A 21,931-nucleotide genomic window follows, 5' to 3' on the forward strand; every position below is an offset into this window, starting at 1 on the left:
GCTCGTCATGGCATGTCGCACTCTCGGGGTGAACCGTCGCGTCAGGTGTGGACCCTCGCGAGGGGAGCAGCGAACGCCTGCGTCCACCGCTGTTCACCGTTCGACGGTACGCCCGTCTCCCGGGGCCTACCACTCGAACCCGTACATGACCTTCAGGCTCCCGTACATGACCTTCAGGCCGCCGCCACGGCACTCCCCTCTCCCCCGTCACGGTGGATCGGCGTCCCCGATCCGGTGAGCGGGACGCCCGTTCCGCCCCGCCGGTGCGCGACGATCTCCGCCGCGATGGACAGCGCGGTCTCCTCGGGGGTACGCGCGCCGAGGTCGAGCCCGATCGGCGACCGCAGCCGCGCCAACTCCCTCGACGTCACGCCCACTTCCCGCAGTCGGCGCTCCCGGTCCGCATGCGTGCGACGCGAGCCCATCGCCCCGACGAACGCGACCGGCAAGCGCAGAGCCTCCTTGAGCAGGGGTACGTCGAACTTGGCGTCGTGGGTGAGGACGCACAGCACCGTGCGCGCGTCGGTCGTGGTGCCCCGCAGATAGCGGTGCGGCCAGTCGACGACGAGGTCGTCGGCCTCGGGAAAGCGGGCCCGGGTGGCGAAGACGGGGCGGGCGTCGCACACGGTCACGTGGTAGCCGAGGAACTTGCCGGCGCGTACCAGCGCCGCGGCGAAGTCGATCGCGCCGAAGACGATCATGCGGGGTGGCGGCACGCTCGACTCGACGAGCAGGGTCAGTCCGCCGGGGCAGTGCGAGCCGTCCGCGGAGAGCTCGACCGTGCCGGTACGGCCGGCGTCCAGCAGCGCCCGGGCCTCGGCTGCGAGGGTGCGGTCGAGTTCGCCGAGGCCGCCTTCGTAGGACCCGTCGGGGCGCACGAACAGGGTCCTGCCCAGGAGCTCGGCCGGTCCTCGGACCACCCGGGCGAGCGCGGTCGGCTCGCCCCGGACGACTGCGGACAGCGCCGAGCGGACGACGGTGCGTGCCGGTCCGTCCGTCCGGACCGGCGTGACCATGACGTCGATGACCCCGCCGCAGGTCAGCCCGACCGCGAAGGCGTCCTCGTCGCTGTACCCGAAGCGTTCGACGACCGTCTCTCCGTCCTGGAGGGCCTGGACGCACAGGTCGTACACCGCTCCCTCCACGCAGCCGCCGGAGACCGAGCCGATCACCGTGCCGGCGCTGTCGACCGCCAGGGCGGCACCGGGGCCGCGCGGGGCGCTGCCGCCGACGGCCACGACCGTGGCGACGGCGAACGCGCGGTCCTCCTCGGCCCAGCGGTGCAGCTCGGCGGCGATGTCAAGCATGCCGGCCTGCCACCAGGACGCGGTCGGGCCGGATGGGCAGGTGGCGGTGGCGTACGCCGGTCGCGTGCCAGACCGCGTTGGCGATGGCCGCCGCCGCGCCCACGATGCCGATCTCGCCGATGCCCTTGATGCCGACCGGGTCGTCCGGATCCGGGTCGTCGACCCAGTCCGCCTCGACGAGCGGGACGTCGGCGTGCGCGGCCACGTGGTAGCCGGCGAGGTCGGCGCCGTAGTGGCCGCCCGTGCCGGCGTCCCGTACCGCCTCCTCGTGCAGGGCCATCGAGATGCCCCAGGTCATGCCGCCGACGAACTGGCCCCGTGCGGTGAGCGGGTTGACGATCCGGCCGGCCGCGAAGATGCCGAGCATGCGGCGCACCCGCACCTCGCCGGTGTCGACGTCGACGGCGACCTCGGCGAACTGTGCGCCGAAGGAGTGCCGTTCCTTCCGGGCGAGAGCGCCGACGGCTTCGGTGGTGTCGGACCGTACGGTGATCCCCTCGGGCGGGACGGCGGCGCCGAGGGCGAGCCGCTCCCGCAGTTCCTCGGCCGCGACCGTGACCGCCCACGACCAGGAGCGGGTGCCCATCGATCCGCCGGCGATGAACGCGGGCCCGAGGTCGCTGTCGCCGATGCGTACCCGGACCCGCTCCGGCGCCGTCTCCAGCGCGTCGGCGGCGACCAGGGTGAGCGCGGTGCGGGCGCCGGTTCCGATGTCGGCCGCGTTGATCCGCACGGTGAAGGTGCCGTCCGCCTCGGCCGTCACGGTCGCCGTGGAGGGTGCGGCACCGGCGGGGAAGGAGGCCGCCGCGGTGCCGGTACCGAGCAGCCACCTCCCGTCGCGGCGCAGCCCGGGACGCGGGTCCCGGTCGGCCCAGCCGAACCTGCGGGCGCCTTCCCGGAAGCAGGCGAGCAGGTTGCGGCCGCTGAACGGCAGCCCGGACACGGGACCCAGTGCGGGCTCGTTGCGGACGCGCAGCTCGATCGGGTCGATCCCCAGCTTCCCGGCGAGTTCGTCGAGCGCCGACTCCAGCGCGAACGAGCCCGGTGCCTCGCCCGGCGCGCGCATCCAGGTCGGCGTCGGCACGTCGAGTCGTACGACGTGGTTGGCGGTGTGGTGGGCGTCGGCGTCGTACATCGTCCGGGCCGGGCCCGCGCCCGGTTCGACGAACTCGTGGACGGTCGAGGTGAGGCTCAGGCAGCGGTGCTCCAGCGCGCGCAGCCGGCCGTCGGCGTCGGCGCCGAGCCTGAGGCGCTGCCGGGTCGGGCTGCGGTAGCCGGCCAGCGAGAACATCTGACGGCGTGTCATGACGACCCGGACCGGGCGCTGCAGGACGGTCGCGGCCATCACCGCGGCCACCTGGTGGGCGCGCAGCCCCTTGCTGCCGAAGCCGCCGCCGACGTGTTCGGACCGTACCCGCACCGAGGCCGGGTCGAGCGAGAACAGGTTCGCGAGTTCGCTCGCGACCCACAGGGTGCCCTGGTTGGAGTCGACGACGTCGAGCCGTCCGCCGTCCCAGCGGGCCGCCGCCGCGTGCGGCTCCATCGGGTTGTGGTGTTCCTCAGGGGTGGTGTACTCGGCGTCCACGACGACGGCGGACGCGGCGAGTTCGGCCTCCAGGTCGCCCTTCTCGGCCACCGCCGGCAGGTGGCTGTCGAGCGGATAGGCGTCGGGGTGCTCGGAGGTGAAGTCGACGTCGTGCGGCTCCTGTTCGTAGTGCACGACCAGCGCTTCGGCGGCTTCCCGGGCCTGTTCGGAGGTGTCGGCGACGACCAGGGCGACCGGCCAGCCCGTGTGCGGTACCCGGTCGTGCTGGAAGAGGGCCGCGGTCGGGTCCGGCGCGGTGCCGAGCAGGCCGGTGTACTCGGTGTCGACGCGCGGGGCGTTGCCGTGGTGCAGGACGGCGACCACGCCGGGCATGGCCAGGACGGGGGTGTCCTCCACCGAGGTGATGCGGCCACGGGCGACGGTGGACAACACCAGCCAGCCGTGGGCGAGTTGTTCGAAGGGGATCTCGCTCGCGTAGCGGGCCGCCCCGGTGACCTTGTCGCGGCCCTCGACGCGGGTGTGCGCGGTGCCGACGGAGTGCCGGCGGGTGGGGGCGGTGGTCATCGGGCGGCCTCCTCGGCGAGTTCGGTGAGCACGGCCACGACGAGGTTGCGCATGAGGGTCACCTTGTATCCGTTGTGTGGCAGCGGTTTCGCGGCGGCCAGTTCGGCGGCCGCGGCGGCCGCGAAGGTCTCGGCGTTCGCCGGTGCCCCGGTCAGCGCGCGTTCGGCCGTCCGGGCCCGCCACGGCCGGGACGCGACCGCTCCGAAGGCCAGGCGCACCTCGCGTACGACACCGTCCTCGATGTCGAGCGCGGCGGCGATCGAGCCGATCGCGAAGGCGTACGAGGCACGCTCGCGCACCTTGCGGTAACGGGAGTTGGCGGCGACGGGGGCGGGCGGCAGGGTGACGCCGGTGATCAGCGCTCCCGGCGGCAGCGCGGTCTCCCGGTGCGGGGTGTCACCCACCGGCCGGTAGAACTCGGCAAGCGACAACTCGCCCGGCCCATCGGCCGTTTCGTACGAGACGACGGCGTCGAAGGCCGTCAGCGCGACACCCATGTCGGAGGGGTGGGTGGCCACGCAGTGCTCGGAGGCGCCCAGGATGGCGTGGTTGTGGTGCTCGCCCTCGACGGCGGGGCAACCGCTGCCGGGGACGCGTTTGTTGCAGGGCTTGCTCACGTCGGCGAAGTAGCCGCAGCGGGTGCGCTGGAGCAGGTTCCCGCCGACCGTGGCCATGTTGCGCAGCTGCCCCGAGGCGCCGGCCAACACCGCCTGGGTCAACGCCGGGTAGCGGCGGCGCACTTCGGGGTGCGCGGCAAGATCGCTGTTTGTCACGGTCGCGCCGATACGCAACCCGCCACTCTCCGTCGACTCGATCCCGTTCAACGGGAGTTCGCGGACGTCGACGAGCCGGGCGGGCCGCTCGACGCCGGTCTTCATCAGGTCGACGAGGTTGGTGCCGCCGCCGAGGAAGCGGGCGTCCGGGTCGGCGTCGAGCAGCGCGAGAGCGCCGGACACGTCGACGGCACGCCGGTAGTCGAACTCCTTCATGCGGCCGCCTCCTGGGACACCTGCGCCTCGGCCGCCCGGGCGACCGCCTGGACGATCGACACATAGGCGCCGCAGCGGCACAGGTTGCCGCTCATCCGCTCGCGGATCTCGTCGGCGGTCAACGGTGGCACTCCCGCCTCGGGGCGGACGTCGTCGGTGACGGCGCTCGGCCAGCCCGCCGCGTGTTCCTCGATCACCGCGACGGCGGAACAGATCTGCCCCGGTGTGCAGTAGCCGCACTGGTAGCCGTCGAGGTCGAGGAACGCCTGCTGCACCGGGTGGAGTCGATCGGCCTCGGCCAGCCCTTCGACAGTGGTGATCTCGCGGTCCTCGGCCGCCACCGCCAGTTGCAGACAGGCCACGGCACGGCGTCCGTCGAGCAGGACGGTGCAGGCACCGCACTGCCCCTGGTCGCAGCCCTTCTTCGTGCCGGTCAGGTCCAGGCGCTCGCGCAGGGCGTCGAGGAGCGTGGTGCGGTGGTCGACGGACAGCGTGTGCTTGTCGCCGTTGATCTTCAAGGTGACGGCGCTGGTCGTCGACGAGGGGGGTGGGGCCATGATCAGCCTTCTTTCGCGTGTCCGGAGCACGTCGAGAGCACGCTCCGGCAGTCAACCGAGTCAGGAGACGTTTCGGGTGGACGCGGGGGAGGAACGCCGTCGCAACGGCGCTAGAGTGGACTCAAATGGACAGCTGTCCGCTTACTTCGAACGTAGTGGACAGCTGTCCGGTTAGCAAGGACGGCTTTCGGCCGCGCCCACCAGGAGGACGAGTGCAGCAGAAGAAGGACGCGCCTCTGCGCTCGGACGCGCAACGCAACCGCGAGCGCATCCTGGAAGTGGCGCTGGCCGAGCTGACGCACTCCGCGGACGCCCCGCTCAGTGCGATCGCGAAGAAGGCGGGCGTCGGACAGGGCACGTTCTACCGGAACTTCCCCAACCGCGAGGCGCTCGTCCTGGAGGTCTACCGCTACGAGATGCAGCAGGTCGCCGAGGCCGCGCCCCAGCTGCTCGAAACGCACGCGCCCGACCGGGCGCTGCGCGAGTGGATGGACCGGCTGGCCCAGTTCGCGATGGCCAAGGCGGGGATGGCGGAGGCGATCCGCCATGCCATGAGCGCGGCGGACGGCCCGGTGAAACCGGGCCACGCCCCTGTGGCGGCCGCGGTCGAGGTCCTGCTCCGCGCGAGCGAGGAGGCCGGCACCATCCGCCCGGGAGTCACCGCGGACGACTTCCTCCTCGCCATAGCGGGCCTCTGGCAGATCGATCCCCGCGGAGAGTGGCGGACGCGCACCGCCCGGCTGCTGGACCTCGTCATGGACGGACTGCGCGCGGGAGCACCCGGAAAAGCAGAAGACCCCCGGTGAACGGGGGTCTCATGTCTCATGTGGTTCTGTGGTGTCCGAGGGGGGACTTGAACCCCCACGCCCGATAAAGGGCACTAGCACCTCAAGCTAGCGCGTCTGCCATTCCGCCACCCGGACCAGGTGTCTGCCGCCTGGCCGGGAGTGTTCCCGGCGGCGACATGGACAACAATACCAAGGTTTCGCAGTGGCTTTCACCTGCATATCCGTCGTCCGAGCGGCGCTCCCGGGGTGACCGGGCCGGTGAAACTAAGGTCTCACCATGAGCGACTGGAAGGTTACGCACAGCCCGTCCGCCGGGCGCAGACCGCGGGCGCTGTCGCCCCTCAGGGAGCATCTGCGGGACACGTTCTGGTTCGCGCCCGCCACGGCCATGGTGGGCGTGTTCCTCGTGTGGGCGGTGGCGTCGGAGATCGACACCAGGATCGTCGAGGCGCTTCAGGACCGGGGCGATTACGACGCGGTCGAGGAGCTGCTGAAGGTCGCGGACGACGCGCGGACCGTGGTGACAACGGTGAGCTCGGCGATGATGACCTTCATCGGCGTGGTCTTCAGCATCTCGCTGGTCGCGGTGCAGATGGCGAGCGGTCAGTTCAGCCCGCGGGTGGTGCGGATCTTCGTACGGTCCCGGATCACCAAGGCGACCTTCGCAGTCTTCCTCGCGACCTTCCTGCTGACCCTGCTCGTCCTGACCGCGTACGACAGCGACCCCGACCCCCGGCTGGTCACCTCGGTCCCCCTCGTCCAGTCGCTCGTCACGCTCGTCATGGTCGCACTGAGCCTGCTGCTGTTCGTGATGTACGTGAACACGACGCTGCGGCTGATGCGGGTCGGGCACGTCATCGACCGGATCGTCGGGGAGGCGTTCGGGGCGGTCGCCCTGCTGCCGGTCGGGGCATCCGCCGAAGGGCACGCGCTCGGGCCCGAGACGGACTGGATCGCGCACGAGGGGCGGGCGGGCGTCCTGCGGGACGTGAACATCGCCCGGCTGGTGCGGGTGGCGCGGCAGCACGACGTCGTGCTGCGGCTGATTCCGCGGACCGGGGACTTCGTCGTGCCCGGCACGCCCGTCCTGGCCGTGCACGGTGGCCGGGTGCCGCCGTACCGCGCGCTGCGCTACTCCGTCTCCGTCGGTGTCGAGCGCACCTTCCACCAGGATCTCGGCTTCGGGCTGCGCCAGCTGTCCGACATCGCGCTCAGGGCGCTGTCCCCGGCGGTCAACGATCCGACGACGGCCGTACAGGCCCTGGACCGGATCGTGCAGTTCCTGGCCGCCCTGGCCCCGCGGCCACTGGACGCCTCGCTGCACCGGGACCGGCGCGGCGCCGTCCGGCTCGTGCAGCCCGTGCCGGGCTGGGCCGCGCTGGTGGATCTGGGGTTCGCCGAGATCCGTGGCTGTGCCGTAGGACATCCGCAGGTCACGCGGCGTCTGCTGGCCGGACTCGACGACCTGGCGCTCCTGGTCCCCGAGGAGCGGCGGGAGCCGCTGCTGCGCCATCGGGCGCTGCTCGCGCAGGCCGTGGAGCGCGGTGTGCTGGAGGCTTCGGACCGGACCTTCGCCCTGCGACCGGACCGTCAGGGCATCGGCTGACGCGCCTGAGGGGCTGGGCATGGTGTCGGTGTGCGCCCTACGGGCCCTGCTGCTCCACTCCTCGTCGGCCTTCGTCGGTTCGACGCATGAACCACCTCGTGCCGAGCCTGCCACGCCCCCCGTCCGCAGAGCGCGGCACGGTGGCCGGCCGGCGAGGTGCTCGCCGGGTGGCGCCCGCGGGATGCGGACACCACCCGGCCGTCGGCCGTCACCTGAGCCGCTCGCCCGCGGGGTGCTGCGGGCGCGCCCCGTCGTGCCGGCCTCGCGCGGTCGGTCTCACGGCATGAGCTGGTACTCCGGGAAGTTGCCGGGCAGCCGCTCCCCCGCCGGGCCGTGGGTCACGGCCCGCACCAGGAGTTCGCCGCCGACGAACGCGCCCCGCCAGGACGCGCCGAACCCGCCGAACAGCTCGTCACGGTCACCGCGGGAGCGGGGTGTGCCGTGCCCGATTTTGAACGCCCGGATCTGCGGGGCGAGTCGGTCGAAGGTCGCCCGGTCGTCCGTGGACAGCGTGGCCACCAGCGCGCCGTTGGACGCGTTCATCGCGGCCAGCAGCTCCGCCTCCGTGTCGACCAGGACGATGGTGTCGACCGGGCCGAACGGTTCCGCGTGGTGCAGCGGGGAGGACGGCGGCGGATTCAGCAGCGTGACCGGTTGGACGTACGCCGACGTGTCCTGGCCGGGCAGGAAGCGCGCGTCGGCCGGCCGGCCGCGGTGCAGCGGGACGGCGCCGCGGTCGACGGCCTCGGCGACCTGGTCGTGCAGCTCCTTGGCCTTGGCCGCGTTGATGACGGGCCCGAAGTCCAGCCGGGGGCAGGGGTCGTCGGGGTGCTCGACCGCGAGCGGATGGCCGACCCTCAGCGTGCGGACCGCCGGGAGGTACGCCGCGAGGAACTCGTCGAACAGCTGCCGCTGGACGACGAACCGCGGGTACGCCGTGCAGCGCTGCTTGCCGTAGTCGAAGAGCTTGGGCACGACCGCCGTGAGCGCGTCCCAGTCCGTGTAGTTCCAGATGCCCCAGGTGTTGAGTCCCTCCTGTTCGAGTACGTGTCGTTTGCCGAGGTCGGCGACGGCCGTGGCCACCGCGGCGCCGGTGTCGCGGCCGCCGACGAAGGAGACGCAGCCGATCTCCGGCGCCCGCACCAGCGCCTCGGACAGCTCGCCTCCGCTGCCGCTGACGAGGGTGACGGGAATCCCCTCGCGGGCGGCGAGCGCACACGCCAGCGTCAGACAGGCCACACCGCCGTCGGTCGGGGCCTTGGCGATGACCGCGTTGCCTGCCAGTGCCTGGACCAGCAATGCGTGAACGAGCACGCTCATCGGGTAGTTCCAGCTCGCGACGTTCGACACCGGGCCGTCCAGCGGGGCCCGGCCGGCGAGCATCGGCTCGATGCCGTCGACGTACCAGCGCACGCCGTCGATGGCCCGGTCGACGTCCGCCTGGGCGAGCCGCCAGGGTTTGCCGATCTCCCAGACGAGCAGCAGGGCGAGCAGTTCACGGTGCTCGGTGAGGGCGTCGAGGGTGGCCGCGACGCGGGTCCGGCGCTCGTCGAGGGGGATGTGCCGCCAGGCCCGGTGCTGGTCGAGCGAGGCGCGTACGGCCTGGTGGGCGGTGGCCCGGTCCAGGCGGGGCGGGCCCGCGATCGGGCTGCCGTCGACGGGGCTGGTGGCGGGCAGGACCCGCCCGTCCGCCCGCCAGGCGCAGTTCCAGAGATTCAGGACGCGGTCGTCGCGGAACGCCTCGGGGGCGACGGCGAGGCAGCGCTGCCAGGCGTCGGTCCAGGACGTGCCTGATTTGAGGGTGAGGGTGGTTGCCATCGGGGTTCTCCGCTCTCGGTGCACAGTCGGGGGCGGGGTGGTGCATGGCTGCGAAGGACGTTAGCGAGGCGCCGCGACCGCGGTAAGTGACCTCGCGTCACCTATGAGTGAGGTCACGCCTCCAGTTGGGCCAGCACCAGGCGGGCCGTCTCGGTGGGGGTGCTGCCGACCTTGACGCCGACCGCCTCCAGCGCCTCCTTCTTGGCCTGCGCGGTGCCGGCCGAACCGGACACGATCGCGCCCGCGTGCCCCATGGTCTTGCCCTCGGGCGCGGTGAAGCCGGCGATGTAACCGACGACGGGCTTGGTGACGTGTGCGCGGATGTAGGCGGCCGCGCGTTCCTCCGCGTCGCCGCCGATCTCCCCGATGAGGACGATGGTCTCGGTGTCGGGGTCGTCCTGGAAGGCGGCGAGACAGTCGATGTGGGTGGTGCCGATGACGGGGTCGCCGCCGATGCCGACGCACGTCGAGAAGCCGATGTCGCGCAGTTCGTACATGAGTTGGTAGGTGAGCGTGCCCGACTTGGACACCAGGCCGATCCGGCCCGGCTTGGCGATGTCGGCCGGGATGATGCCCGCGTTGGACTGGCCGGGGGTGATCAGGCCGGGGCAGTTCGGACCGATGACGCGGGTGCCCTTCTCCTTCGCGTAGGTGGTGAAGGCGACGGAGTCGTGGACGGGGATGCCCTCGGTGATGACGACGGCGAGGCCGATGCCGGCGTCGGCGGCCTCGGCGACGGCCGCCCTGGCGAAGGCCGGGGGAACGAACACGACGGTGACATCGGCTCCGGTCGACTGCATACCGTCGACGACCGACCCGAAGACGGGCACGGCACGGTCGTCGAAGTCGACGGTGCGGCCCGCCTTGCGCGGGTTGACGCCGCCGACGATGTTAGTGCCGGCCGCGAGCATGCGGCGGGTGTGCTTCATGCCCTCGCCGCCGGTCATGCCCTGGACGAGGACCTTGCTTTCCTTGGTGAGGTAGATCGCCATGTCCCGTCTCCTCAGGCTGTGGTGGCGAGTTGGGCGGCGCGGCGCGCGGCGCCGTCCATGGTGGTGGCCTGCTGGACCAGCGGATGGGCGCGCTCGTCGAGGATGCTGCGGCCGCGCGCCGCGTTGTTGCCGTCGAGGCGCACGACGAGCGGTTTGGTCAACTGGACGGTGTCCAGGGCCTGCACGATGCCGTCGGCGACCGCGTCGCAGGCGGTGATGCCGCCGAAGACGTTGACGAAGACGGACTTCACGGCCGGGTCGGACAGGATGACCGAGAGGCCGTCGGCCATGATCTGCGCCGACGCGCCGCCGCCGATGTCGAGGAAGTTGGCGGGGCGGGCCCCGCACCCGGCGACCACGTCGAGGGTCGACATGACGAGCCCGGCGCCGTTGCCGATGATGCCGACCTCGCCGTCGAGCTTGACGTAGTTGAGGCCCTTGGCGGCGGCCGCCGCCTCCAGCGGGTCGTCGTGCGCCGCGCCTTCCGCGCCCCAACGTGCCTGCCGGAAGCGGGCGTTGTCGTCGAGGGTGACCTTGCCGTCGAGGGCGAGGATCTGCCCCTGCCGGGTACGGACGAGCGGGTTGACCTCGACGAGGACGGCGTCCTCCCGGACCAGTACCTCCCACAGCCGGACGAGGACGTCGACGGTCTGCGGCGGCAGTCCGGCGGCTTGTGCGATCACGGCCGCCTTCGCCGAGGTGACACCCTCCACCGGGTCGATGTGTATACGGGCCACAGCCTCCGGTCGACTGGCGGCGATCTCCTCGATCTCCATCCCGCCCTCCGCGGAGGCGATCGCGAGGAAGCGGCCGGCCGCGCGGTCCAGGACATAGGAGACGTAGAACTCGTCCTCGATGTCCACGGGTTGGGCCAGCATCACCTTGCCGACCGTGTGGCCCTTGATGTCCATGCCCAGGATCTGGCGGGCCGTCAGTTCCGCCGCGGCCGGATCGGCGGCGAGCTTGACCCCGCCCGCCTTGCCCCGGCCACCGGTCTTCACCTGGGCTTTCACCACGACACGACCACCCAGTCCGCGGGCGATCTCACGTGCCTCCTTGGGCGAGTCGGTGACCCCTGCCCTCGGCACCAAGATGCCGTGTTCCTCGAAGAGTTCCCTTGCCTGGTGCTCGTACAGGTCCATCTCGGCTCCTGCCTTAAAAGTGCCGCACGCCCCCTGGACACCACCCACCGGATGCGGGATAACAAGCTTCATACAGTATTCGTCGACTGTATGCAATGTACCGCGAGAGCGTTCCAACCCCCTACGAAGGGACAGGACTTCGCCATGCCCGACGACACCCAGGACGTCATTTCCGGTGGTCATCTCGTTGCAAAGGCGCTGAAGGCCGAGGGGGTCGACCGCATCTACACCCTGTGCGGCGGCCACATCATCGACATCTACGACGGCTGCGTCGACGAGGGCATAGAAGTCGTCGACGTCCGGCACGAACAAGTCGCCGCACACGCCGCGGACGGTTACGCCCGCATCACCGGCAAGCCCGGCTGCGCGGTCGTCACCGCGGGCCCCGGTACGACCGACGCCGTCACCGGTGTCGCCAACGCCTTCCGCGCGGAGTCCCCGATGCTGCTGATCGGCGGCCAGGGGGCGCTGACCCAGCACAAGATGGGGTCGCTGCAGGACCTGCCGCACGTCGACATGATGACGCCGATCACCAAGTTCGCGGCGGCCGTGCCGGACACGGCGCGCGCGGCGGACATGGTGTCGATGGCGTTCCGCGAGTGCTATCACGGCGCGCCCGGCCCCTCCTTCCTGGAGATCCCGCGCGACGTCCTCGACGCCAAGGTGCCGGTGGCCAAGGCGCGCGTGCCGAAGCCGGGCGCCTACCGCGCCTCGACCCGCTCGGCCGGTGATCCCGAGGCGATCGAGAAGCTCGCCGACCTGCTCGTGCACGCCGAGAAACCGGCGATCCTGCTGGGCAGCCAGGTGTGGACGACACGCGGGACCGAGGCGGCCATCGACCTCGTGCGGACGCTCAACATCCCGGCGTACATGAACGGAGCCGGCCGCGGCACCCTCCCGCCGGGCGACCCGCACCACTTCCAGCTGTCGCGCCGGTACGCCTTCTCCAACGCCGACGTCATCGTCATCGTCGGCACGCCCTTCGACTTCCGCATGGGCTACGGCAAGCGGCTGTCGCCGGACGCGACCGTCGTGCAGATCGACCTCGACTACCGGACCGTCGGCAAGAACCGCGACATCGACCTCGGGATCGTCGGCGACGCGGGCCTGGTGCTGAAGTCGGTGACCGAGGCGGCCTCCGGGCGCGTCAACGGGGGCGCGTCGAAGCGCAAGGAGTGGCTCGACGAGCTGCGGGCCGCCGAGCAGACCGCGATCGAGAAGCGGCTGCCGAGCCTGAAGTCGGACGCCTCGCCGATCCATCCGTACCGGCTGGTCAGCGAGATCAACGACTTCCTCACCGAGGACTCCATCTACATCGGCGACGGCGGCGACATCGTCACCTTCTCCGGGCAGGTCGTGCAGCCCAAGTCTCCGGGCCACTGGATGGACCCGGGCCCGCTCGGCACCCTCGGCGTCGGCGTCCCCTTCGTGCTCGCCGCCAAGCAGGCGCGGCCCGACAAGGAGGTCGTCGCCCTCTTCGGGGACGGCGCCTTCTCCCTCACCGGCTGGGACTTCGAGACCCTGGTCCGCTACGACCTGCCCTTCGTCGGCATCGTCGGCAACAACTCCTCCATGAACCAGATCCGTTACGGCCAGGCCGCCAAGTACGGCCTGGAGCGCGAGCGGGTCGGCAACACCCTCGGCGACGTCCACTACGACAAGTTCGCCCAGATGCTGGGCGGTTACGGCGAGGAGGTCCGCGACCCCGCCGACATCGGCCCCGCGCTCCGGCGCGCCCGCGAGTCGGGCAAGCCCTCGCTGATCAACGTCTGGGTCGACCCGGACGCGTACGCCCCCGGAACCATGAACCAGACGATGTACAAGTGAGGTGACCCAGGTGACCACCAAGGCACTTGAAGGCATCCGCGTCCTGGACATGACGCACGTCCAGTCCGGACCCTCCGCGACCCAACTCCTCGCCTGGCTCGGCGCGGACGTCGTCAAACTGGAGGCGCCGACCGGTGACATCACGCGCAAGCAGTTGCGCGACCTGCCGGACGTCGACTCCCTCTACTTCACGATGCTCAACTGCAACAAGCGCAGCATCACCCTCAACACCAAGACCGAGCGCGGCAAGGAGATCCTCACCGAGCTGATCCGGCGCTCCGACGTCATGGTCGAGAACTTCGGACCGGGCGCCGTCGACCGCATGGGCTTCACCTGGGACCGCATCCAGGAGATCAATCCGCGGATCGTCTATGCCTCCATCAAGGGGTTCGGGGACGGCCCGTACACCAACTTCAAGGCGTACGAGGTCGTCGCTCAGGCCATGGGCGGGTCGATGTCGACCACCGGTTTCGAGGACGGGCCGCCGCTGGCGACGGGGGCCCAGATCGGGGACTCGGGCACGGGCGTCCACGCCGTGGCGGGGATTCTCGCGGCGCTGTACCAGCGGGAGAACACCGGGCGCGGTCAGCGGGTCAATGTGGCCATGCAGCACGCTGTGCTCAACCTCTGCCGGGTGAAGCTGCGCGACCAGCAGCGCCTGGCACACGGCCCGCTCGCTGAATATCCCAACGACGACTTCGGCGACGAGGTTCCCCGGTCCGGGAACGCCTCCGGCGGCGGCCAGCCCGGGTGGGCGGTCAAGTGCGCGCCGGGCGGGCCGAACGACTACGTGTACGTCATCGTGCAGCCCGTCGGCTGGCGGCCGCTCAGCGAGCTCATCGGCCGGCCCGAGCTGGCCGACGACCCCGAGTGGGCGTCGCCGGAGGCCCGGCTGCCCAAGCTGGGCAAGATGTTCCAGCTGATCGAGGAGTGGTCCGCCACGCTCCCGAAGTGGGAGGTGCTGGAGAAGCTCAACGCCCACAACATCCCGTGCGGGCCGATCCTGTCCACCAAGGAGATCATCGAGGACCGGTCGCTGGTCGCCAACGAGATGGTCGTCACCGTGCCGCACCCCGAGCGGGGCGAGTTCGTGACCGTGGGCAGCCCGCTGAAGCTCTCCGACTCCCCCGTCGAGGTGAGCAGTTCACCGCTGCTGGGCGAGCACAACGAACAGGTCTACGTCGGCGAGCTCGGTCTCGGCGACGAGGAGCTGCGCCTGCTCAAGTCGAACGGAGTGATCTGACGTGATGGCCGAAGACCGCCACCTGAGGGTGCGCACGCTCCTCGACACCGTGCGCGCCGAGGGCCGGACGGCACTGACCGCGCCCGAGGGCAAGGTGATCGCCGACGCGTACGGGATCGCCGTACCGGGTGAGGAGCTGGCCACCGACGTCGACGAGGCGGTGGCGTACGCGGCGCGCTTCGGCGGGCCCGTCGTGATGAAGATCGTCTCGCCGGACATCCTGCACAAGACCGACGCCGGCGGTGTGATCGTGGGCGTCGAGGGCTCGGCCGACGTACGGGCCGCGTTCCACGAGATCATCGCCAACGCGCGTGCCTACAGCGCCGAGGCCCGTATCGAGGGCGTGCAGATCCAGGAACTGCTGCCCAAGGGGCAGGAGGTCATCGTCGGCGCGGTGACCGATCCGACCTTCGGGAAGGTGGTGGCCTTCGGCCTCGGCGGGGTGCTGGTCGAGGTCCTCAAGGACGTCACGTTCCGGCTCGCACCACTGGACGCCGACGAGGCGCTGTCCATGCTGGACTCGATCCGGGCGGCGGAGATCCTGCGCGGGGTGCGCGGCGCGCCCGCCGTGGACCGGTGGGCGGTCGCCGAGCAGATCCGCCGGGTGTCCCAACTCGTCGCGGACTTCCCGGAGATCGCGGAGGTCGACCTCAACCCGGTGATCGCCACGCCGACCAGCGCGGTCGCGGCCGACATCAGGGTCATCCTCGCCGAGTCCCTGCAAAAGCCCCGGCCGACGTACACCCGCGAGGAGATCCTCACCTCGATGCGCCGGCTGATGGAGCCCCGTTCGGTCGCCGTGATCGGTGCCTCCAACGAACAGGGCAAGATCGGCAACTCCGTGATGCGCAACCTCATCGACGGCGGCTTCGCCGGGGAGATCCATCCGGTGAACCCCAAGGCCGATGACATTCTCGGCCGCAAGGCGTACAAGAGTGTCACCGACGTTCCCGGTGAGGTGGATGTGGCGGTCTTCGCGATCCCCGCCAAGTTCGTGGCCTCGGCCCTGGAGGAGGTGGGACGCAAGAAGATCCCGAACGCCGTGCTGATCCCCTCCGGGTTCGCGGAGACCGGCGAGCACGAACTCCAGGACGAGATCGTGGCGATCGGCGAACGGCACGGGGTCCGGCTGCTCGGGCCGAACATCTACGGCTACTACTCGACGTGGCAGGACCTGTGCGCCACGTTCTGCACACCGTACGACGTCAAGGGCGGGGTGGCGCTGACCTCGCAGTCCGGTGGCATCGGGATGGCCATCCTGGGCTTCGCCCGGACCACCAAGACGGGCGTGTCGGCGATCGTCGGCCTCGGCAACAAGTCGGACCTGGACGAGGACGACCTGCTGACCTGGTTCGGCGAGGACCCGAACACCGAGTGCATCGCGATGCACCTGGAGGACCTCAAGGACGGGCGCGCCTTCGTCGAGGCCGCGCGGGCCACCGTGCCGAAGAAGCCGGTCGTCGTCCTGAAGGCGGGACGTACCGCGGCCGGCGCGAAGGCCGCCGGCTCGCACACCGGAGCTCTGGCGGGCGACGACGCCGTGTACGACGACATCCTGCGGCAGGCCGGGGTCATCCGGGCGCCCGGGCTGAACGAGATGCTGGAGTACGCGCGCGCGTTGCCGGTGCTTCCCACCCCTCAGGGGGACAACGTCGTGATCATCACCGGGGCGGGCGGCAGCGGGGTACTGCTGTCCGACGCGGTGACCGACAACGGCCTCACCCTGATGGAGATCCCGCCGGACCTGGACGCGTCCTTCCGGACCTTCATCCCGCCCTTCGGGGCCGCGGGCAACCCGGTGGACATCACCGGGGGCGAGCCGCCGTCGACGTACGAGGCGACGATCCGGCTGGGTCTTGAGGACCCGCGCATCCACGCGCTGGTCCTCGGCTACTGGCACACCATCGTCACTCCCCCGATGGTCTTCGCGGAGCTCACCGCGCGCGTGGTGGCCGAGTTCCGGGAGCGCGGCATCGAGAAGCCGGTGGTGGCCTCGCTCGCGGGCGACGTCGAGGTCGAGGAGGCCTGCCAGTACCTGTACGAACGCGGGGTCGTGGCGTACCCGTACACGACCGAGAAGCCGGTGGCCGTACTCGGCGCCAAGTACCGCTGGGCGCGCGCGGCCGGACTGTTGGGGGGCCGTTCATGAGGTGAACCGGTGCGGGGCCGGCCGACGGTGCGCGTCGGCCGGCCCGGGACCCGTGCGCACACGAAAGGCATTGGACAGGGGGCGCTGGCCAGAGCTTTCGACGCAAGGGGTGCGACACACATGACAACCACCGACTTCTCCACACCCGTCCCCTACAGGGAGGTGACGGACCGCAACGGCCGCCTGTACCGGATCGGCGAGACCGACCGGGACATCATGGGCCGGCCACGATGGACCATGGTGCTCTTCCCGTGGATCGGCATGATGGGGATCAGCTCCTCGGAGTACGCGTTCACCTCCGCCGAGGACACCCTGCACGAGGCCCACCTGTGGGACAACGGGCACATCTTCTGGCTGATGGGCGTCTGGGTGTTCTTCCAGGCCGCCGTCGCCTTCCCCGCCGGGCAGCTGCGCGAGAGCGGCAGGCTCCCCGCGCGGTACGCGATGATGCTCGGCGCGTTCGGCACGATCTGCGGCTACATCTCGCTGGCCTTCGCGCCGCACGTGATCGTCGCCTACATCGGTTTCGGCATGTTCAGCGGCATCGGCGCCGGCCTCGTCTACGCGACCTGCGTGAACATGGTCGGCAAGTGGTATCCGGAGCGCAAGGGCGGCAAGACCGGCATGGTCAACGGCGGCTTCGCCTACGGCTCGGTGCCCTTCGTCTTCCTGTTCACCTCGTACATGGACCTGAGCAACTACGAGGTCGTCCTGGTGATGGTGGGTGTCATCTGCTGCGCGGTCGTCGCGTTCGCCGGGTGGTTCTTCAAGGACCCGCCGAAGAACTGGTGGCCCGCGAACGTCGACCCGCTGCGGCAGACCGACGACCCGAAGATCCGCCGGGCACTGGAGAAGAACCCGCCGGCGGTCAAGCAGTACACCCCCAAGGAGGCCGCCCGCACGCCCGTGCTGTGGATGATGTGGTTCTGTCTGCTGTGCACGGCCGGCATCAACATCTTCGGCATCGCCTTCCAGGTGCCGTTCGGCAAGGACATGGGCTTCGCGGGCGGGATCGTGGCCACGGCGATGTCCCTGAAGGCCATCGTCAACGGCACCGGGCGCGGGGTCATCGGCTGGATCTCCGACAAGTTCGGGCGCCGCAACACGCTGATCATCGTGTGTCTGGTGCTGGGGACCGCGCAGTTCGGCGTGCTGATCTCCGGCCAGATGGGCAGCATGCCGTTCTTCCTGTTCTGCTCCATGGTCTCCGGCTTCGGCGGCGGCGCGATCTTCCCGCTGTTCGCGGCGATGACCGCGGACTACTTCGGGGAGAACAACAACGCGTCCAACTACGGCATGGTCTACAGCTCGAAGCTGATCTCGGGGCTCGTGGGATCCGGGATGGGCGCGGTCGTGGTCAACGTGTGGGACTACGAGGGCGCGTTCGTCATAGCGGGCTGCATCGGTCTGGCCTCCGCGGTCCTGGCGCTCTTCCTCAAGGCACCGGGCAGGCCACAGGCCCGGCGCATCGCTCCCAACCCGCACCCGCTCGGCGAGGAGATGGCGTGACATGCCGGCGGACGCCGGAACGGCGTTCACGAGGCCGTGTGGCGGTATGAGCCGGCACGCATGAGGCGGCCCTCCCCGATCCGGGGAGGGCCGCCTCATGCGGGTGCGAGCCGTCAGCACTTCTCGCGCAGTGAGTGCAGATGCGCGCTCGAACGCCGTGCGAAGGTGAAGGACTCGGTCGGGTTGTCGTGCTCGGCCTGCCAGTGGTGGGCGAGTCGTTCGCCGCGCAGCCGGGTCACGGCGGAGATGAACCGCTGGTAGTCGATGTCGCCGTCACCGACGTCGGTCATGCGGTAGCCGTACTGGTTCGCCGGGTCGCTCTCCCCGTCCTTGACGTGGAAGAGCGGGTAGCGGTGGGGCTGCTTGAGCACGTAGTCGAGGGGCTCGAAGGGCGCGGGCGTGCCGTCGGGCCGCTTGGAGAAGCGGAACTGGCCCGAGTACGCCCAGAAGATGTCCATCTCCAGGAACACCAGGTCGGGGTCGGTCTCGGCGAGCAGCACGTCGTAGAGGCGGACCTTGGGGTTGTCGGTGGCGAAGGAGAACTCCTCGGAGTGGTTGTGCTGGTAGAACTTCATGCCGCGCGCCCTCGCCGCCGCACCGTAGGTGTTGAAGTCCTCGGCCGCGCGCTTCCACGCGTCGACGGTCGAGCCGTAGCGGAACGGTCCCGCGGCGGTGCCGATGTGCTTGAGGCCGAGGGCCTGGGCGTCGTCGAGGACCTTGGTGAGGTTCTGGGCGAAGGTGTAGGCGTTCGGGTCGTTGGAGTAGTAGCCGACGTGGCTGCCGATCGGGTTCAGGCCGTGGTTCCGGGCCAGCCGCTTGAGCTGCGCGAGCGTGATCGGGCCGGCCGAGCCCTGGGTGTATCCGGCGAACTCGACCTCGTCGTAGCCGTACTTCTCCAGCTCGGCGAAGACGGGGGCGAAGCCCAGCGTGGAGACCTTGTCCCGCAGGCTGTACAGCTGGATGCCGAGCCGGCCGGGCGGCAGAACGGGACGGCCCCGGCCGCCGGCGGCGGTCTCGGCGGCGGTCGCGGACTCGGTGGCGGCGGTGGCGGGGCCCGCGGCGGCGCCGAGCAGCGCGGCGACGGTGCTTCCGGCGGCGACGCCGAGCATGCCTCGTCTGGTGAGGCGGTGGGTGAGTTCGGGGTCGGTCTGGGACATGCGGCTCATGTCTGGAACTCCTCAAGATCGCGGGGCGTTGTCAGTGGTGAGTGCTTCACTGGTGACCAGTCGCAAGAGACAGGTCGGACGGGGCCGGTCGGCCAAGACCGGCCAGTTGGAGCAGCAGTGCTTTCACATCGGTGGCCGCTACGCGGTCGCCGACAGCGCGGGGGGTGGAGCAGATGAGGAGCGGACCGTCGTCGTCGCTCTCGGGGAGGCGGCCGTGGCTGCCGCGAATAGGTGAGGGGTCCAGGGGCACGACCGCCATGCGGTAACGCATGCCGAGCTTCTTGCGGGCCAGTGCCGTGGCCGCCTTCACCTTCACATAGGGGTCGAGCGGGTCCATGAAGAGTTCGACCGGGTCGTAGCCGGGTTTGCGGTGGATCTCGACCAGTCGCGCGAAGTCGGGCGCGCGGGCGTCGTCGAGCCAGTAGTAGTACGTGAACCAGGCGTCCGGCTCCGCCACGGCGACGAGTTCGCCGGAGCGCGGATGGTCGAGGTGATGGGCCTTCTTGCCTTCGTCGTCCAGGAGTTGCTCGATGCCGGGCAGGCCGTCGAGGGCGGCCCGGGTCGCGTCGAGGTCTTCCGGCCGGCGGACGTAGAGGTGCGCGATCTGGTGGTCGGCGACCGCGAAGGCGCGGGAGGCCATCGGGTCGAGGTACTCCATGCCGTCCTGCGTGTGCACCTCCAGCAGACCGGCGCGGCGCAGGGCGCGGTTGATGTCGACGGGCCGGTCCACGCGGGTGATGCCGTACTCGGACAGGGCGACGACGGTCCGGCCCTCGGCGCGGGCGTCGTCCAGGAGCGGAGCCAGCGCCGCGTCGAGGTCGGCGGCCGCCTTGAGGGAGCGCGGGTCGTCGGGACCGTACCGCTGCAGGTCGTAGTCGAGATGGGGGAGGTAGCAGAGCGTCAGATCGGGTCGGCGGGTGCGGATGACGTGGCGGGTCGCGTCGATGATCCAGCGGCTGGAGACCAGGTCCGCGCCGGGTCCCCAGAAGTGGAAGAGGGGGAAGGTGCCGAGTTTCTCGGTGAGTTCGTCGTGGAGGTCGGCGGGCCGGGTGTAGCAGTCGGGTTCCTTGCGGCCGTCGGAGTAGTAGATGGGACGGGGGGTGATGGTGATGTCGGTGTCGGCGCCCATGGCGTACCACCAGCAGATGTTGGCGACGGTGTAGCCGGGGTGTGCGCGGCGGGCGGCGTCCCAGAGTTTGTCTCCGGCGACCAGACCGTTGTGCTGACGCCACAGGAGTACGTCGCCGAGTTCGCGGAAGTACCAGCCGTTGCCGACGATGCCGTGCTCGCGGGGGTGGGTGCCGGTCAGGAAGGTGGACTGGGCGGCGCAGGTGACGGCGGGCAGGACGGTGCCGAGCGGCGCGCGGGAGCCGGACCGGGCGAGCGCTTTGAGGTGGGGCATGTGGTCGAGGAGGCGGGGGGTGAGACCGACGACGTCGAGGACGAGGAGGGGGGTCGGGCCCGGAGTGGTCCGGTGGGTGCTCATGGGAGCTCCTTCAGGCCGAGGTCCGTCAACAGGTCGCGGGCCAGGGTGAGTTCGGCGGCGATGCCGTCGGCGAGCTGGGCGCGGGCGCGGGGCCGCAGCTCGGGCGGGAGCGCCTGCCAGGTGTAGGTCTCGACCTCGAGGTGGTGGGTGAGCGGGCGCGGGCCGCCGACGAGCCGGGTCAGGGCGGCCTTCAGGACGGGGAGCGTGGAGGTGAGGGGCGCGGTGGGTGCCGCGTGCAGCGGGACGTGGAAGTGGGCGCGCCAGGGGGCCCCGTCGGGAAGCGTGTCGCCCTTGAGGGCCTCGCCCAGGTCGTCGGTGCCGCGCAGGCCTGCGGCGATGGGGGCCCCTCCCGCTCGAACGGAGTTGAGAGTGGGGGACGTGCGGGTCTGGTGCAGGAAGCGGGGTTCGTCGAAGGCTGCCAGGGCCTCGCGGACCTCGGGGAGATGGGGGTGTTCGGCGTGCAGGGCCGCCGAGAGCTGGGATTTGACGACGGGGACGCCGGCGCGGGTGAGCGCGTCCAGGGCGGTGTGCGGGTCTTCGAAGGAGGTGGCGAGGTGGCAGGTGTCGACGCAGATGCCGATGCGGTCGTGGCCGATCGCGGTGAGCGGGGCGATGGCGTCGGCGGTGGTCTCGACGACGCAGCCGGGCTCGGGTTCGAGACCGACGCGGATGGAGCGTCCGGTCAACTCCGCCAGGGCGTCCAGTCGTTGGGCGAGGGCGATCAGGGCGGTGCGGCCCGCCTCGGCGCGCGCTGCCGTGGCCGTACGGTCCGCTCTCGCGGAGCCGGAGGTGCGCGGCAGAGCGGTGCGCCAGGCCAGGGGCAGGGTGGAGATGCTGCCCTCGGTGACGTCGTCGGGGAGGAGGCCGGCCAGGACTCGGGCCAGGGCGGTGGTGTGGTCGAGGCGTTCGGGGTCGGCCCAGTCCGGCCGGTACACGCGGTACTTGACCTCCTCGGCGCCGAAGCCCTCGTAGGGGAAGCCGTTGAGGGTGACGACCTCGAGGCCGCGCCGGTCGAGTTCGCAGCGCAGCGCGCGCAGCGCGGACGGGTCGGTGACGAGGGCGTGGGCGGCGTCCCTGGCGAGCCACAGGCCGATGCCGAGGCGGTCCCGGCCGAGGCGTCGGCGGACGGGCTCGCAGTGGTCGCGGAGCTGGGCGAGGACGCCGTCGAGGGTTTCGGCGGGATGCACATTGGTGCAGTAGGCGAGGTGGACGGTGGATCCGTCGGGATGGCGGAAGCGCATC

General features: G+C 70.9%; 16 protein-coding genes and 1 tRNA gene. 6 read left to right on the plus strand and 11 right to left on the minus strand.

Going from position 1 to position 21,931, the window contains the following annotated elements:
• Nucleotides 1-173 precede the first annotated feature (173 nt).
• Genes OG252_RS10865 through OG252_RS10880 form a run of 4 tightly spaced genes read right to left on the minus strand, consistent with a single transcriptional unit; the run spans nt 174 to nt 4,963 of the window.
• The gene (locus OG252_RS10865; RefSeq protein ID WP_329335542.1) at nt 174-1,307 is read right to left on the minus strand and encodes an XdhC/CoxI family protein; all 1,134 of its coding nucleotides are present in this window, start codon (nt 1,305-1,307) and stop codon (nt 174-176) included.
• The gene (locus tag OG252_RS10870) at nt 1,300-3,417 is read right to left on the minus strand and encodes a xanthine dehydrogenase family protein molybdopterin-binding subunit (RefSeq protein WP_329335544.1); all 2,118 of its coding nucleotides are present in this window, start codon (nt 3,415-3,417) and stop codon (nt 1,300-1,302) included. Before OG252_RS10870 ends, OG252_RS10865 begins: the two co-directional genes overlap by 8 nt.
• The gene (locus OG252_RS10875) at nt 3,414-4,406 is read right to left on the minus strand and encodes an FAD binding domain-containing protein (protein WP_329335546.1); all 993 of its coding nucleotides are present in this window, start codon (nt 4,404-4,406) and stop codon (nt 3,414-3,416) included. The genes OG252_RS10870 and OG252_RS10875 overlap by 4 nt, the downstream gene beginning before the upstream one ends.
• Nucleotides 4,403-4,963, minus strand: coding sequence for a 2Fe-2S iron-sulfur cluster-binding protein (locus tag OG252_RS10880; protein WP_266450159.1), 561 nt, complete (start codon nt 4,961-4,963; stop codon nt 4,403-4,405). The genes OG252_RS10875 and OG252_RS10880 overlap by 4 nt, the downstream gene beginning before the upstream one ends.
• A gap of 212 nt (nt 4,964-5,175) precedes the next feature.
• Between OG252_RS10880 and OG252_RS10885 the strand changes: the two genes are divergently transcribed.
• Nucleotides 5,176-5,769, plus strand: a complete 594-nt coding sequence (locus OG252_RS10885) for a TetR/AcrR family transcriptional regulator (protein WP_329335548.1) — start codon at nt 5,176-5,178, stop codon at nt 5,767-5,769.
• Between the two features lie 29 nt (nt 5,770-5,798).
• On the opposite strand, the gene OG252_RS10890 is transcribed toward OG252_RS10885, so the two are convergent.
• Nucleotides 5,799-5,886, minus strand: a tRNA-Leu gene (locus tag OG252_RS10890).
• A gap of 142 nt (nt 5,887-6,028) precedes the next feature.
• On the opposite strand from OG252_RS10890, the gene OG252_RS10895 reads away from it, so the two are divergent.
• A complete protein-coding gene (locus OG252_RS10895) occupies nt 6,029-7,357 on the plus strand; it encodes a DUF2254 domain-containing protein (protein ID WP_329335550.1) in 1,329 nt (442 codons plus the stop codon).
• Between the two features lie 276 nt (nt 7,358-7,633).
• Here OG252_RS10895 and OG252_RS10900 read toward each other — a convergent pair whose 3' ends face one another.
• From OG252_RS10900 to sucC, 3 genes are all read right to left on the minus strand, one after another.
• Entirely contained in the window at nt 7,634-9,175 is a 1,542-nt protein-coding gene (locus OG252_RS10900; protein WP_329335552.1) for an aldehyde dehydrogenase family protein, read from the minus strand.
• 113 nt (nt 9,176-9,288) lie between these two features.
• Nucleotides 9,289-10,167 carry a succinate--CoA ligase subunit alpha gene (gene sucD, locus OG252_RS10905; protein ID WP_266450154.1) on the minus strand — a complete coding sequence of 293 codons (879 nt, stop codon included), beginning with the start codon at nt 10,165-10,167 and terminating at the stop codon, nt 9,289-9,291.
• A gap of 11 nt (nt 10,168-10,178) precedes the next feature.
• A complete protein-coding gene (sucC, locus tag OG252_RS10910) occupies nt 10,179-11,309 on the minus strand; it encodes an ADP-forming succinate--CoA ligase subunit beta (protein ID WP_266450153.1) in 1,131 nt (376 codons plus the stop codon).
• 144 nt (nt 11,310-11,453) lie between these two features.
• On the opposite strand from sucC, the gene OG252_RS10915 reads away from it, so the two are divergent.
• From OG252_RS10915 to OG252_RS10930, 4 genes are all read left to right on the plus strand, one after another.
• Complete coding sequence (locus OG252_RS10915; protein ID WP_266450151.1) at nt 11,454-13,136, plus strand: thiamine pyrophosphate-binding protein; 1,683 nt, start codon at nt 11,454-11,456, stop codon at nt 13,134-13,136.
• A 1-nt stretch (nt 13,137) separates the two neighbouring features.
• Nucleotides 13,138-14,379: a formyl-CoA transferase gene (gene frc / locus OG252_RS10920; protein WP_266450149.1), complete on the plus strand. Its 1,242-nt coding sequence runs from the start codon at nt 13,138-13,140 to the stop codon at nt 14,377-14,379.
• 4 nt (nt 14,380-14,383) lie between these two features.
• Nucleotides 14,384-16,528: an acetate--CoA ligase family protein gene (locus tag OG252_RS10925; protein WP_266450148.1), complete on the plus strand. Its 2,145-nt coding sequence runs from the start codon at nt 14,384-14,386 to the stop codon at nt 16,526-16,528.
• A 120-nt stretch (nt 16,529-16,648) separates the two neighbouring features.
• A complete protein-coding gene (locus OG252_RS10930) occupies nt 16,649-18,037 on the plus strand; it encodes an OFA family MFS transporter (protein ID WP_266450146.1) in 1,389 nt (462 codons plus the stop codon).
• Between the two features lie 113 nt (nt 18,038-18,150).
• Here the strand turns inward: OG252_RS10930 and OG252_RS10935 are convergent, their stop codons facing one another.
• The 3 genes from OG252_RS10935 to eboE are packed head-to-tail and all read right to left on the minus strand — an operon-like array spanning nt 18,151 to nt 21,930.
• The gene (locus OG252_RS10935) at nt 18,151-19,203 is read right to left on the minus strand and encodes a sugar phosphate isomerase/epimerase family protein (RefSeq protein WP_329335557.1); all 1,053 of its coding nucleotides are present in this window, start codon (nt 19,201-19,203) and stop codon (nt 18,151-18,153) included.
• Nucleotides 19,204-19,249: 46 nt separating this feature from the next.
• Entirely contained in the window at nt 19,250-20,689 is a 1,440-nt protein-coding gene (locus tag OG252_RS10940) for a nucleotide pyrophosphatase/phosphodiesterase family protein (protein WP_329335558.1), read from the minus strand.
• The gene (gene eboE, locus OG252_RS10945; protein WP_266450140.1) at nt 20,686-21,930 is read right to left on the minus strand and encodes a metabolite traffic protein EboE; all 1,245 of its coding nucleotides are present in this window, start codon (nt 21,928-21,930) and stop codon (nt 20,686-20,688) included. Before eboE ends, OG252_RS10940 begins: the two co-directional genes overlap by 4 nt.
• Between the last annotated feature and the right edge of the window lies 1 nt (nt 21,931).

The organism is Streptomyces sp. NBC_01352 (assembly GCF_036237295.1).
GTDB classification, from domain to species: Bacteria; Actinomycetota; Actinomycetes; order Streptomycetales; family Streptomycetaceae; genus Streptomyces; species Streptomyces plumbiresistens.

Bases quoted from the DNA above. Each gene is read 5' to 3' on its own strand.
- OG252_RS10865 (WP_329335542.1), bottom strand. From the start codon at position 1,307: ATGCTTGACATCGCCGCCGAGCTGCACCGCTGGGCCGAGGAGGACCGC.
- OG252_RS10870 (WP_329335544.1), bottom strand. From the start codon at position 3,417: ATGACCACCGCCCCCACCCGCCGGCACTCCGTCGGCACCGCGCACACC.
- OG252_RS10875 (WP_329335546.1), bottom strand. From the start codon at position 4,406: ATGAAGGAGTTCGACTACCGGCGTGCCGTCGACGTGTCCGGCGCTCTC.
- OG252_RS10880 (WP_266450159.1), bottom strand. From the start codon at position 4,963: ATGGCCCCACCCCCCTCGTCGACGACCAGCGCCGTCACCTTGAAGATC.
- OG252_RS10895 (WP_329335550.1), top strand. From the start codon at position 6,029: ATGAGCGACTGGAAGGTTACGCACAGCCCGTCCGCCGGGCGCAGACCG.
- OG252_RS10900 (WP_329335552.1), bottom strand. From the start codon at position 9,175: ATGGCAACCACCCTCACCCTCAAATCAGGCACGTCCTGGACCGACGCC.
- sucD (WP_266450154.1), bottom strand. From the start codon at position 10,167: ATGGCGATCTACCTCACCAAGGAAAGCAAGGTCCTCGTCCAGGGCATG.
- sucC (WP_266450153.1), bottom strand. From the start codon at position 11,309: ATGGACCTGTACGAGCACCAGGCAAGGGAACTCTTCGAGGAACACGGC.
- OG252_RS10915 (WP_266450151.1), top strand. From the start codon at position 11,454: ATGCCCGACGACACCCAGGACGTCATTTCCGGTGGTCATCTCGTTGCA.
- OG252_RS10925 (WP_266450148.1), top strand. From the start codon at position 14,384: ATGGCCGAAGACCGCCACCTGAGGGTGCGCACGCTCCTCGACACCGTG.
- OG252_RS10930 (WP_266450146.1), top strand. From the start codon at position 16,649: ATGACAACCACCGACTTCTCCACACCCGTCCCCTACAGGGAGGTGACG.
- OG252_RS10935 (WP_329335557.1), bottom strand. From the start codon at position 19,203: ATGAGCCGCATGTCCCAGACCGACCCCGAACTCACCCACCGCCTCACC.
- OG252_RS10940 (WP_329335558.1), bottom strand. From the start codon at position 20,689: ATGAGCACCCACCGGACCACTCCGGGCCCGACCCCCCTCCTCGTCCTC.
- eboE (WP_266450140.1), bottom strand. From the start codon at position 21,930: ATGCGCTTCCGCCATCCCGACGGATCCACCGTCCACCTCGCCTACTGC.